Origin of the sequence: Nocardia anocheti, from assembly GCF_029675105.1 — a bacterium.
Classification (GTDB): domain Bacteria; phylum Actinomycetota; class Actinomycetes; order Mycobacteriales; family Mycobacteriaceae; genus Nocardia.
Map to the genome: position 1 here is coordinate 12395 of NZ_JAQQFV010000009.1, position 12232 is coordinate 24626.

Here is a 12232-nt window from a genome sequence, read left to right on the forward strand (position 1 = left end):
CGAACGGCCCTTGCGCTTCGATCGAGTCTGTCACAGATCGCGCCTGCCCGCCCAGGTGACCGCGAGTGAAAGGTCCGGTTGCCGAAGGGTGCTGTGGCTGTGCGGATTTCCCTTGCGATGGCTAAGCTTCGGGAGTGGGAGAGAAGACTCCATGGGACGGCGCGGCGGGCAAGGCGAGTATCCGGGTCGAGACCGGCGCCGCGCTCCAGGCCGCGGGCGCCTGCCGCGATGTGATCGCCGTACTGAAGGGCTGCCAGACCCTCCTCGCGCCCGCCAACCTCAACAACTACACGGTCGAGCACCTCGGTGGCACCGAGGTGAAGGCCGAGAGTCTGCGCGCGAAGTTCATCGATGAGACCTCGCAGGCGTTCGACTCGGTCGGCCGGTTCATCGACGCGCTGCACGACATGGGCGACATGTTCAAGGACGCGGGCGCGGAGTACACCGGCAGCGACAAGCTCTCCGAGGCCGAGATCGCCGCGCTGAAGGCGAAGAAGAAGGACCTCAGCGATGTGTCGATCTCGCCGGGCGCGGTCGACCTGAAGGGCGTGGTCGCCAAGGAACCCGGCTATCTGCCGCCGCACTACCAGGTGCCGGGCGGCAACTACACCGTGCACGACGACGACATCGAGGTCGCCAAGCGGCCCGGCGTCAAGACGCCGCTGGCCCAGGCCGAGGGCGCCGACGTGTTCAAGTTCCACGCGCGCGAGCCCAAGAGCATGGGGTGGAAGGACCTCCAGGACCTGGGTAGGCGCATCCAGTGGTCGCATGTGGCGGCCGAGTTGTCGACCTGGAAGGTGCTGGCCGACCAGGTGGAATCGTCGGGGCGCACCTTCCAGACCGCGGTCCGCACGATCACCACCACGAACTGGGAGAGCAAGGGCGGTGACGCCGCCTTCGCGGCGGTGCAGGGGTTCGTGGGATCGCTGGGCACGCTGCGCGACAGCTTCCAGATGATGCACTCCGCCCTGCAGTACACCGCCGACTTCCTGCACGCGACCGCGGCCTCGATGCCGGTTCCGGCCAATGGTGAGACCTGCGACGACGTCGGCGAGATCCAGGAGCTGTACCGCAAGCACTACTACGTGGGCTTCGAGGACGTGCAGACCATGTTCCCGGTGGCCGCCGAACCCAAGGTGCCCCAGGGCATGCTCGGTCCGACGCCCCCACCGGCGAAGAAGGACGAGGACCCCGGCAAGCGCGACACCGGCGCCGGAAACCAGGGTGGCGCCGGAAACCAAGGGGGCGCCGGGAATCAGGGTGGTGCCGGTAACCAGGGTGGCGCCGGGAATCAGGGCGGCGCGGGAAATCAAGGCGGTGGCGGAAGCCAGGGTGGCGGGCAGCAGGCCGCCGCTCAGCAGCAGGGCACGTTGCAGGAGCAGCGCGCGGCCATGGCCGACCAGCAGAAGGAACTCGACAAGCAGAAACAGCAGCTCACCGATCAGTCCAACCAGCTCCAGACCGCCGCCGGGCAGTACCAGACCGGCACCGGTTCGGGTGGTGGCGCGAGCGGTGGCGGCAAGGGATCGGGAACCACCGGGAGCCTGGGAGCGGTGAGTTCCGGGACCGGCTCGAGCAGCGGCTCCGACGGGATCTCGTCGCTGGTGTCCGCGATTTCCGGGGTCGTCTCCTCGGTCACGCAGGCGCTGCCCTCACTCATCGAGGCGCTGTCCTCGATCGATACCAGCGCGCTCACACCGGATCTCACCTCGCTGACCGACGCGCTGAGCCAGTTCCCGGATCTGCGGGCGGCGATCTCGGATTCGCCGGAGTTCGCGGCGCTGTTGGCCGAGCATCCGGAGCTGACCACGGCCGCCCAGACGATCGGACTGACGGTCGACGAGCCCGCCGCGGTGGCCCCGGCCGCCGGGTCGGTGACGGGCGAACCGGCGACGGCGTCGGTGTCCGCGGCGGCCTTCCCGCGCGCCGCCCTGCCGGACTTCAGCAATCTGGCCTCCCTGTCCGACCTGGTCACGCCCATCGTCGCCGCGAGTGCCGGGGTGGCCGCGCCCGTGCTCGAGCAGATCACCGACACCGACGCCGCGCACGCGGAGAGCAGGCCGTGACGCGGACCTGGGAATTCACCGATATCGAGTTCCAGGTGCTCTGGCAGCGGCTGGTCGGCACGACCATGCCGCGCCCGCTGTCGTTCGTGACCGAGGTCGAGGACGCGCTGGAGTTCGAGCAGCTCGAGCATCAGGCGTGGCGCGGTCTGCGGGACAGCCTCGACGGTGAATTGCGTTCCGCCATCGAGGTATTGGCTCGGCCGCACGTCTACGTCCGGTTGCGCGGATGGCACGACCGGGCGACCGACGATCCGCGATACGCGATCAAGGCGCGGGCCGCGCGCGTCGGGGCGCGGGGCTACGCGGTGTATCAGAAGCCGGGCCGGACACCGTGGCACAGCGCGGGTTACATCGTGGTCGACTGCGGTCCGCACGGGTTGGCCGAGGCGATCGTCGGGCATATGCCGGAGGTGGGGGCGGGCCGATCGGGCATCATCGCGCTGGCCGGTGGGCAGCCCGAGGAACACGCCGAGTTCGCGCCGCGCCCCTCGCTCATCTTCGAGGAGGCCGATACCGGGGTCGCCGCGAGTGGTGCCGCCTTCTTCGAGACGGTGGCCGAGCGGACCGGCCTGGTGGAGATCCTGCAGAACCAATCCATGTTCGGTTCGCGCGGAATGCTGCGCGACATCCTGGTCTGGCGCGACCTGCCCGACGACGGCCGCTATGTGATCGCGCTGCCGTCGGAGGAGCCCGCCGCGGTGCCGATGGCCCGGCCCGATCTGCTCGCCGCCATCGACACTTCCGTCCAGCGGATGCTGGCCCGCGTCGAATCACAGTGGGAGGCCCGTGCCTAGCGAGATCGAGCCCGACCTGCCCTTCTCGCTCGGGGCGACGGTCACCGAACCCGCGTCCGCGCCGGACGCGATCAACGAGCTGGCGTACCGGATCGCCCGGCAGTGCGCGGCGCTCGGCCCCGCGGGCTGGCGCGAGCTGACCGCGGTGTTCGCGCTGACCGTCGGCGCCGAGGTCGCGCACCTGCTGTTCGACGACGCGCGCGGCGCGACGGTGCGGGTGGCGCCCACCGAGGAGATCCTCGAGACCGTCCGCGAGCACCGGAAGCTGTCGGCGGGCTACGGCGACGGACCCTGGTGGCGCCTGGTGGTGGCGATGGCCAGCACCGGCGAGCTCGAGGTCGACCACGACTACGGCGACGAGCCCTTCCCCGAGGACCAGCTGTTCGATCCGCGCGCCTACCTGGCCGACCTCGCGATCTATCCCCGCGAGCGGTTGCCGGTGTGGCTGGCGGCCTACCTGCGCCACGACGGGCGACAGTCACGATCCCCCGAGGCCGCGGCCCGACAGGCCCGCGCGGACATCGCCGACGACGTGCGAGCGACGGTGTCGGAGTTCGACTTCCCGCCGTATCCGCTGCTGCGGGCCCGCTGGGCGGTGATCGCGGCCGCGTTCGTCGCCACGGGCTCGACGCGGGGGCCGCGCATGCTGCCCGCGCTGTGCTGGTTCGAGGGCGGTTCACACAGCGGATCGACGGTCTACGAGGTGCCGGGCGGGCGCGCGGTGCTCTCCGGCGGCGTGTGGAACGCGCCCGCGCTCGACGCCGCCTACAACGAGAACGCCGCCATGCCCGCGCTGTACGCCGGGGCGCCCGCGTGGGTGGCCGACCCGGTGCTGAACACCAGGGCCGGGGCCGGGCTGCTGTCGTTCTGCTACTGGTGGGACGACGGCACCTGGTATCGCGGCGACTCGCCCGCCGCCGATCATCTCGCCGAGGCGGTACCGGGGATCTGGACCGCCGAGACCACGGTCCGGGTGGTGCTCGGTCTGCTCGACGGCGCCGACCGACACGCGGCGACCGCCCTGGTCGAGGCCGCCGAACGCGGTCTGGCGACCCGCGCCGACGTCGCCGCCGTCTTCGGCGAGGACGCCGCCGACGCGGCGCTGTACCAGCTGACGCTGGCCGGTGTCACCGCGGCGGAGGCAGCTGACCTCTGAGCGAGGGGTCGAAGACGATGACCATCCGGTGGTCGGGCCGCGGCGCGGAGAAGCCCTCCATCTTGTCCTTGTTCAGGACATTGCTCGCGCCCGCGTCGATGGTGTAGTCGTAGTCGGTGTTGCCCGCGCCGGGGAATTCGGTGTACTCCTCGACGCGGAACGGCGGCCGGTTGTCGTAGAGGTCGAGCAGGGCGGCCCAGAGATGGTCGCCGTCGATGTGGCCGCGGTCGCCGGGGTAACCCTTGCTCGGATCGGCCGATTCGGACTTCATGTCCCACTGCAGCTCGATCCGACCGCCGGGCGCGAGGGTGTGTTCCAGGTTGGCGGCGATGTCGAGGTACGCCTCGGGCGGCAGTTTGGCGCTGACATTGTTGACGAAGATCCGGCCCACCCCGCCGGTGCCGCCGTCGCCCAGGATGTGGCCGCCGCCGAGCATGTCGCCGAACACCAGCACCGTCCCGGCCTCGGTGAGCGGACCGGGATCGAGGATGCCGAGCCCGCGCCTGCGCTGACTGGGAATCGCGAACGACTCGGCCAACTCGGTCTTGACGACCAGGCCGCCGCCGGTGCGATCGGCGGGCGGTGTCATCTCGACGGCGAAGGCGCTGCGCCCGACACCGACATCGATGGTGTGCCCGTTCGGTACTCCCGTCGGCGGACGGTGCGCCAGCGGCAGCGGCTCGTTGTACTCGCCGAAACGGATCTGCTCGAGCGGCAGCCGGTGCAGCGGGCGCGGGCGGGGAACGACCTCCACGGCCGAGACCCCGTGCACCGGATCGTGGATCATCACCGTGTACTCGATATTGATCCCGTTCGCGGTGGCCGCCCGGTTCGCCCGGTCGACACCGTGCAGCAGCTCACTCATCGAGCTCGGAGCACCGTCGACGGTCAGCTGCCCGGTGCGTGATTCGAGGACTCCGGCGAAGCGGTTCGGCGTCGCGGCGAGTGCGTCGGCGGCGTCGTACATGCGCTGGAACGCCTCCGGTCCCAGCGCCTGGCGGAACGGTTCCGGCATCGCGCTGTGGAAGCGGTCGATGGCCTCGTGGAGGTCGCGAACCCGTTGTGGCCCAACGGTGTTCGGATCGTTGATGGCCACGTTGAGCGGGTCCAGCGACGACATCAGGTGTTTGGTCGGCACGTGCTGGCGCGCGTCGGCGAATGTCGGATTCTCGAAGATCGGGTCGAAGATGCGGCGGGCGAGCTCTTCGCGCATGCGCGCGTCGAGGCCGTGACTCTCGTTGGTGACCAGGTCGCGGACGTGTTCGCCCACCGCCAGTTCGCCCAGGGACGCCAGGTGCGCGGCACTGGCGCGGTCGAATTCGGTCGGGGTGAGCGAGGTGCCGAAGATCGGGCGCTGCTCGGTGAGACCGGCGCGTTCGAGCGCGTAGCGGTGGGCCAGCAGCGGATCGTGGGTGGCGAGCAGCCCCTCGGTGGTGCTGCCGGGCCGCAGGTCGACGCGTTCGGCGAGGTCGGCGAGGTCGCGGCGCAGGCCGGGGAGCTGGCCGCCCCTGGCCGGGTCGACGGCGGCGGCATCGATCTTGTCGAGCAGCACCCGCACCTCGGCGAAGCGACCGCCGAGGTGATCGGTCATCCGGTCGGGACGCTCGCGCACCGGGTCGATGACGATCTCGGGTTCCTGCGCGAGCCGGATCTCGGCGACCTCGTGGGCGATGCCGCGGATCACGTCCTGGTCCCTGGCGCGCGGCGCGACCCGCACGTCGTAGCCGGTGCCGTCGGGCCGCTCCCGGAATTCGGCCACCGCACCGTCGTTGGTCGGCTCGACGCGGATCTGGATATCGCGTCCGTCGGGGAGCAGGAAGCGCCGGGTGTCGCGATTCCAGGCCATGTCCTCGGGGGTGACCAGCGCGAGATTGTCCTCGACCACGCGGACCACCTCGAGGGTGGTCAGATCCGGTTGACCCGTTGGACGCGCGTCGGCGTGGAATTCCCCGACGCTCGCCGCCGCACCACGATGCGGTTCGACACCCGAGCGTGCCCCCGGTTCGACGACCGGCAGTGCGGGCCGGGTGTCGAAGATGCCCTCCCGCACCAGAAGTGAGATCGACTCGATGTTCTGGCCCGGGTACTGCCCCTGGATGGATTTGCTCACCGATTTCAACGGCAGGCTGATATCGGACTTGGAGCTGATGATCTCGTTGAGGACGGCGTTGGCGAAGGTCTTGGCCTGGTTGTTGTACAGCGGTCGGTTCGCCATGATGCGCTCGGCGAGTTCGACCAGCTGCGGGTGGGACAGCTCGCGCAACCCGAGGACGGTGCGCGGGCCGTCGCCGACGGGATTGAGCGCGGCCTTGCCGTCGAACCGGTCGACCAGCATGCGGTCGAAAGTGGCCTGGTCGATGAAGACCGCGAGGTCGACATCGTTGGCGCGCGGCGTGCGCAGCGAGGACCCCTGCACGACGACATCGGCCACCGGAAGCCCGGCCTCGCGCAGGCCGCCGACGAGATCACCGCTGAACTGCCGGAATTCGGCGGCGTCGGCGAACTTGTAGGGAAAGCCGCGCTCGGCGACGACCTCGACCCAGTTGTGCATCTGCTGGGTGAGTTCGGGTGCGGTGATGGGCTTGGCGGTGCGCGAACCGATCTGCACCAGGTCTTCGATGGTCCGCTGATCGAGCCCGAGTCTGCGGCCCTCGCCGACGATGCTCGCCAATTCAGCGTCGGTGTAGGTGAGTTCGAACTTGCTCGGCCGCTCGGCGATCCACGCCCGCACGTTCTCGGTGACGTTCTGGACGGGGTCGACGGTCGAAGTCTCGGCCCGCCCCGGCTCCGCGACGGCCGTCTCGGCACGACCCGCCTCGGGGACGGCGACGTCGGCTCGGCTCGTCTCGGTGCGACCCGGCTCGGGAACGGCGACGTCGGCTCGGCTCGTCTCGGCGCGACCAGCCTCGGGGACGGCGACGTCGGCTCGGCCCGATTCGGCGCGGCCCGCCTCGGGAACGGAGTCAGCCGGGCTCGAAACCCGCGTCTCGCCGCGGACTCCGGGTTCGCCCGCACCGGTGGACGGCGCGGCGGGGTCCTTCGGGCCACCGTGTTCGACCGTGGTCGGCGGCTCGGCCGTGGCGCGCACGGTCTGCCCGCCGGTCCCCGTCCGGCTCTCGCCGGTGACCGCGGCGGGTCCCTCTTTCGAGGTCGCCGCGAGGTTGGATCTGGGGGTGCTCTGTTCGGCGACTCCGGCGCGCGAGGGGGCGGTGTTGTTCTTGGCGGTCTCGCCCGCGGCGTCCCTGGCGGCCGGGCGGTCAGCGGAACGCGTCTCGGCCGGAGTGCCGCCCGGCCGTTCGGCGACGCGTGCTCCCGAATCCGGTGTGCGGACACCGGTTTCGGCGGGTCGGGTGGTCCCGCTCTCCGCCCTGGCGCCGGTCTCGGGTGCCCGCGTGGTGCCGGTCTCGGCGCGCGCCCCGGAGTCGGTGCGCATCGTGGCGTCCGCGGGGCGCACCGCGCTGCCGTCACGTGGCGTCGCGGCCGCGTTGTTCCAGTCCGAGCGCAACTGTTCTAGCCGGGCCACGTGCTGATCGCTGTACTGGCCCTTGGATTCGATCTTGACGTCGTTGACCTGCTGGAACACCTCGCGGGCGCGGTTCTGTTCCGGTCCCGCCGCGAAACGGTCGGGGTGGGTCTGTTTGGCCAGGTCGTGGTAGAGCGCCTTGCCGTCACGCACGGATGCCTCGGTGACGACGGGTGCCTTGCCGGTCGTCCCGGCGGGGGACATGCGCGGCGAGTCCATCTTCGGCGCGTTGCCGAGCCCGGCGCCGTGGCGCACCCCGTGCGCACCACCGAGGGCGGCGCCGACGACCACCAGTTTCGGGTCGAAGGTGGTGTCGATCTTGCTCGCGTCGAAATAGCCCTGCCTGAGCTGGTCACCGACCTGCCAGACCAACCCGCCGCCGTACATGCCGAGCCCGGCCGCGCTGCCGCCGGTGACACCGCTGACCAGTCCGCGCATGGCCGGACTCAGCGCGGTGCGCCCGAGTAGCTTGTTCATGCCCATGCCGACGGGCGCGCCGAGCAGACCGCCCGCGCCCCACTCGAATCCGGTGCGCAGGTTCTGACCGAGATCGAAGGTATCGCGGTGACCCATGCCCATCTGATAGGCCTGGATGCCGCCGTCCAGACCCAGGCCCATCCCGCCCGCCTTCAACCCGGCGATGGCGATCTGCTTCAGATACGGCTTGAGCAGGTTACGCAGACCGACCCGGCCTGCCTCCAGCGCGAGCTGTTCCAACCCACGGGTGGCGACAGTGCCGATCGTGGTCCGTCCGGCCGCCAGCGCGAGCGGCACGCCCGCCGAACCCCACGGCCAGGCCGCGATCAACGCGTAGACGGCGTAGGCGGTGATGAGGGCGAAGCTGCCCTCCATGATCTTGGTGTATTCGAGCTGGGTACCGCCGTTGCGGGTGTAGTCGCCCAGTTCCTCCAGCGCCTTGGCCAGCTCGTCGATCGAATGCTCACCGGCGAACAGCTTGTCGAATTCGCGCTTGACCGCGACCGCGCCGTCACCGCTGTAGAACTTGGCGGTGGCGTCGGTGACCGAGCGCAGGTCCGGTTCGAGCTCGCGCAGGTCCGCCGCCGCCTGTTTCCAGGCGTCACCGAGGGTGAACAGATCGTCTTCGTCGCCCTTGGGATAGGCCTGACCGAAGTTGAGCGCCTGCAGGATCCAGCCGGGAACCAGATCGAAGACCGAGGCTAGACCCGACACCGGTCACCTCCGTGCCAGCGGTCGATCACCAGGCGGACTCGGCGGCGTCGGTGAGGGCGGTGAATCGCACGGTGCCGTCGGCGGGTTCGTCGTCACGACGGCGCGCGCTCGGCGGGGTGAGCGGCGCGCGCGGCGGTTCCGGGATCATGTCCTGGACATCGGGCATGCCGGGCACGAAGTCCGACAGCCGGGGGATGCGCGCGGTGTCGGCGCGCAGGGTGTCGAGCACGTCTTTGGTCTGGCGCCGCATGACCGCCGCCGCGTCCTGGGCAGCGGTGGTGATCGCCTTGGCGATGGCGGAGTGGTCGAGGTCGGAGATGTTGTCGGAGAAGCGAACCTGGATGACGACGTTCTCCGCGTTCACCACCACGCTCACCCGACCCGCCGCCGCGGTGGCCGTGGCGGTGAGCTGTGCCTGCTCCCGCTGGGCGCGGGCGATGGCGGTCATGCCCTCGCGCACGGTGTCGGCGAGGTCTTCGAGCTGCGCGCGGGCCGCTTCGTTCGCCATCGGTGCCTCCTACCTGCCCGTTCGCCGTCGCGCTGTCAGCGCAGACCTTCCTCGTTGGCGCGTTCGGCGCCGCGGAATCGATCGGCCGCCTCGCGCAGCGCGGTCGAATACGATCGCAGCAGTTGCGCTTTGGAGGAGACCACCGCCTGGAGATTGGTGTCGGAGGCGGTGTAGCCCTGCTCGCCGTCGGCGAAGTTCTCGCCGAATTCGTCCGCGCCCCAACTACCCCAGTGCGCCGAGGACGCCGAGGACACAGTGCCGAGGATCTGGTCGATCCGACCGGCCAGCAGCTCGAGATCGCCACCCGTGCCGCGCAGTTCGCTGATGAAGACCTCGACCGGTTGAGTCATGTCGCACCTCGGCTCGTCTGGGTGAATCCGAGTCGATCATGACATGAATTCTGAACCATGCCAACGCTAACGGAATCTGAATGGTGGGTGGCTGCGGCGGGTGGTGACGGCATGGCATGCTCGCTGCATGGCCCGCACAACGTTCACCGGCGACCTCGAGTCCCCCAGCCACGAGCTGGTGCTCGACCTCGTGCGCGCGTGGCTCGGGCGGCCCGAGCTGACGATGACGCTGCGGCGGACCGGCTACGAGACGACCTTCGCCGACGACACCATCGAGGTGTACTGCTACGAGGCCAACGGTGGGGGAGACTCCTTCTTCCTGATCGAGGGCGTCGTCGAGGCCGACCCGGCCGCGGCGGCCCAGCGCCTGGCCGGGCTCGCGACCGCGTGCCGGGCCGCCGGGCTGGCCTGCTCCATCGACTACGCCGAGGCCGACGCCGACGGTGCGGCGATCGGTCCGGAGTCCAGCATCGAGTGACCAGCACGCGTGGGCGGAGGACGAATGGCTGAGGTGCCCGGAGCCGAACAGGAGTTGCGCGCGCTCGGACGCACGCTGCTGGCGCAGGTGCGGGCGGTGGCCGCGCGGGTGACCCCGGACGCGCCGATCCCCGACTCCGCGCTGCCCGACGCCCCCGAGGTCGCCGAATGGACCGACCCACCGCGCTACCGGTTCCGTCTGCGCGCCCAGACCGCGCTCGCCTCCGGTGCCGCCCCCGAGGACGCCGTTCGCCGTGGCGCCGAAGCCCTTTCGGCCGCCGGATTCGAGATCGCCGAGGAACATCGGGCCGGAACCGTCGCCGCCAGGATCGTGGTGACCGGCACCGGGGACGGTTTCCGGATCGAGGTGCGGGTGTGGCCCGCCACCGGCGATGTCGTCTACGCGGGTCTCACCCCGACGCTCGCGCTGGGCCCGCCGCGCGCCGCCGAACTGCCCGAGCCGGTCCGCACCGTCGCCGAGCCGGGGCATGTCCTGTGCTACGAGTGCGACGGTCTCGGCTGGTGCCCGGCCTGTGGCGGCAACGGCTGGGTGCTCGACGAACGGGGCCACCGCCGTCTCTGCCCCGAGTGCCACCAACAGCGGGTCTGCCCGATCTGCCGTGGCGCCGGGCAACTCCAGATCGCGAGGCTGCGTGACACCGAACGCGCCTTCTACCCGGAGCTGGCCGACGGGCCGGTGGGACAGGACGAGGCATGACGAATCTTCCCCTGGCCCGCACCAATGCCGAAGCGCGCCTGTTCCTGCGCCTGCGGCCGTGCGCGCAGTGCGGTGCGCGGAACTGCGCGTTCCGCAGCTCGGTCGTCGACACCGACGGACCGGCCGCCCGGTATCGGGGTGAGTGCGAATCCTGCGGTGCGCCACGCGAATACGTCTTCCGGCTGCCCGATCGGGTGTTGCCGCCCCCGGCCGACGCGGTGCGATTCGGTGGTGACGAATCCTCGGAATTGCTCGATCCCGGTGAGTGGCTGAGCTATTCCCGCATCTGCGCGGAGCAGGGCGGACCCGACACGGCGGCGGGGCGCCACGCCGTCGCCACGGCGGTCGCGGCCGTCGCCGAGGTGTTGAAGTTCCTTCCCCCCGGCGCCGACTCCGTGCCCGCGACGGCGTTCTTCGCCCCCGAGGGGCTCGCGCTGTTCGCCGCCGAGCCGGGCAGTTTCGATCGCGATCGGCTCGACGCCGTGTCCGCCCACTACCGCGCGCTGCTCGCGCGCTGGTCCGCTGTGCAGAACCCACCATTCATGTTGCCGTAACGAATCATTCGCTCATCGCTGCCATTCTGTTGCGCAGGCAAACGAGTTGCGGAGTGGAGGAACCCGATGGCGGACAAGTTCCAGTACGACCCGTTGCTGTTCCGGCGGGCCGCCGCCAAGACCGGTTCGGTGCGTGACCAGATCACCGGTGTCATCGATCGGCTCGAGGCCGCGGCCGCGGCGCGTGGGGCCTGCTGGGGCAACGACACCTTCGGCACCAACTTCCACAACGGCGACGCCGACAACGGGTACGGCGCGTCCAAGAAGGGCTCGATCGGCAGCGCGCGGGTCATCGCCAAGAACATGAACTCCTTCGCCACCGGGCAGCTCGACAGCGCCCGGCTGCTGGAGAAGATGGAAAAGGGCAACTATGACGGCATGCGCTGAGCGGCGGTCCGTGGCGGCATGACCAACGAACACGCCAAAGCCCAGCTCGCCGACATCCTCGACGGGGTGCAGGCGCAGATGCGGGCGATCGCGCAGGTCCAGCAGGAACGGGCCAGAATCGTCGCCACCGCGACGGTGCGCAAGCGGGTCACGGTCTCGGTGAACGCCGATTTCAAGGTGATCGAGACGAAGTTCGGTGCCGATATCGGTGACCTGACCTATCCCGAGATCGCCCGCGCGGTGACCGAGGCCGCGCAGCAGGCGTGCGCCGAGATCACCCGTCGCACCGCGGCGATGATGTCGCCGTTGCAGGACAATCACGCGCGGCTGCCCAAGATCACCGACATGGTCGAGGACATGCCGGACCTGATGGTGCCGCAGCCGGTGGAGGCGTCCATGGCGCCGCCCCACGCGCCGGAGCGGCAGGTCGACGCACCCGAGGCCGCGCAGTACGAGGCACCGACCCGACCGGGTTCGGCTACCGACTCGAGCTGGTGACCCGAGTAGC

The 12232-nt window shown here is 70.4% G+C and carries 11 protein-coding genes; 8 read left to right on the forward strand and 3 right to left on the reverse strand.

The window, feature by feature from the left end:
* Positions 1-134: 134 nt before the first annotated feature.
* Genes QC180_RS23075 through QC180_RS23085 form a run of 3 tightly spaced genes read left to right on the forward strand, consistent with a single transcriptional unit; the run spans position 135 to position 4016 of the window.
* The gene (locus QC180_RS23075) at positions 135-2066 is read left to right on the forward strand and encodes a hypothetical protein (RefSeq protein WP_278264891.1); all 1932 of its coding nucleotides are present in this window, start codon (positions 135-137) and stop codon (positions 2064-2066) included.
* Positions 2063-2860 carry an ESX secretion-associated protein EspG gene (locus tag QC180_RS23080; RefSeq protein ID WP_278264892.1) on the forward strand — a complete coding sequence of 266 codons (798 nt, stop codon included), beginning with the start codon at positions 2063-2065 and terminating at the stop codon, positions 2858-2860. Before QC180_RS23075 ends, QC180_RS23080 begins: the two co-directional genes overlap by 4 nt.
* Positions 2853-4016: a hypothetical protein gene (locus tag QC180_RS23085; RefSeq protein WP_278264893.1), complete on the forward strand. Its 1164-nt coding sequence runs from the start codon at positions 2853-2855 to the stop codon at positions 4014-4016. The genes QC180_RS23080 and QC180_RS23085 overlap by 8 nt, the downstream gene beginning before the upstream one ends.
* Here the strand turns inward: QC180_RS23085 and QC180_RS23090 are convergent.
* From QC180_RS23090 to QC180_RS23100, 3 genes are read right to left on the reverse strand one after another with little or no spacing between them, the layout of a single operon-like run.
* Complete coding sequence (locus QC180_RS23090; RefSeq protein WP_278264894.1) at positions 3988-8730, reverse strand: WXG100-like domain-containing protein; 4743 nt, start codon at positions 8728-8730, stop codon at positions 3988-3990. The two genes, QC180_RS23085 and QC180_RS23090, sit on opposite strands and share 29 nt — an antisense overlap.
* Before the next feature lie 25 nt (positions 8731-8755).
* Positions 8756-9238, reverse strand: coding sequence for a YbaB/EbfC family nucleoid-associated protein (locus tag QC180_RS23095; protein ID WP_278264895.1), 483 nt, complete (start codon positions 9236-9238; stop codon positions 8756-8758).
* A gap of 35 nt (positions 9239-9273) precedes the next feature.
* Positions 9274-9588: a hypothetical protein gene (locus QC180_RS23100; RefSeq protein WP_278264896.1), complete on the reverse strand. Its 315-nt coding sequence runs from the start codon at positions 9586-9588 to the stop codon at positions 9274-9276.
* A 127-nt stretch (positions 9589-9715) separates the two neighbouring features.
* Here QC180_RS23100 and QC180_RS23105 point away from each other — a divergent pair, with 127 nt between their 5' ends.
* The 5 genes from QC180_RS23105 (at position 9716) to QC180_RS23125 (ending at position 12222) form a co-directional block, all read left to right on the forward strand.
* Positions 9716-10066: a hypothetical protein gene (locus tag QC180_RS23105; protein ID WP_278264897.1), complete on the forward strand. Its 351-nt coding sequence runs from the start codon at positions 9716-9718 to the stop codon at positions 10064-10066.
* Positions 10067-10090: 24 nt separating this feature from the next.
* Positions 10091-10783 (forward strand): hypothetical protein, encoded by a 693-nt coding sequence (locus tag QC180_RS23110; RefSeq protein ID WP_278264898.1) that lies wholly within the window; start codon positions 10091-10093, stop codon positions 10781-10783.
* The gene (locus QC180_RS23115; RefSeq protein WP_278264899.1) at positions 10780-11337 is read left to right on the forward strand and encodes a hypothetical protein; all 558 of its coding nucleotides are present in this window, start codon (positions 10780-10782) and stop codon (positions 11335-11337) included. Before QC180_RS23110 ends, QC180_RS23115 begins: the two co-directional genes overlap by 4 nt.
* Positions 11338-11403: 66 nt before the next feature.
* A complete protein-coding gene (locus QC180_RS23120; protein WP_278264900.1) occupies positions 11404-11724 on the forward strand; it encodes a hypothetical protein in 321 nt (106 codons plus the stop codon).
* Positions 11725-11742: 18 nt separating this feature from the next.
* Complete coding sequence (locus tag QC180_RS23125; RefSeq protein ID WP_278264901.1) at positions 11743-12222, forward strand: YbaB/EbfC family nucleoid-associated protein; 480 nt, start codon at positions 11743-11745, stop codon at positions 12220-12222.
* Positions 12223-12232 lie beyond the last annotated feature (10 nt).

Bases quoted from the DNA above. Each gene is read 5' to 3' on its own strand.
- QC180_RS23100 (WP_278264896.1), bottom strand. From the start codon at position 9,588: ATGACTCAACCGGTCGAGGTCTTCATCAGCGAACTGCGCGGCACGGGT.
- QC180_RS23095 (WP_278264895.1), bottom strand. From the start codon at position 9,238: ATGGCGAACGAAGCGGCCCGCGCGCAGCTCGAAGACCTCGCCGACACC.
- QC180_RS23105 (WP_278264897.1), top strand. From the start codon at position 9,716: ATGGCCCGCACAACGTTCACCGGCGACCTCGAGTCCCCCAGCCACGAG.
- QC180_RS23110 (WP_278264898.1), top strand. From the start codon at position 10,091: ATGGCTGAGGTGCCCGGAGCCGAACAGGAGTTGCGCGCGCTCGGACGC.
- QC180_RS23120 (WP_278264900.1), top strand. From the start codon at position 11,404: ATGGCGGACAAGTTCCAGTACGACCCGTTGCTGTTCCGGCGGGCCGCC.
- QC180_RS23115 (WP_278264899.1), top strand. From the start codon at position 10,780: ATGACGAATCTTCCCCTGGCCCGCACCAATGCCGAAGCGCGCCTGTTC.
- QC180_RS23125 (WP_278264901.1), top strand. From the start codon at position 11,743: ATGACCAACGAACACGCCAAAGCCCAGCTCGCCGACATCCTCGACGGG.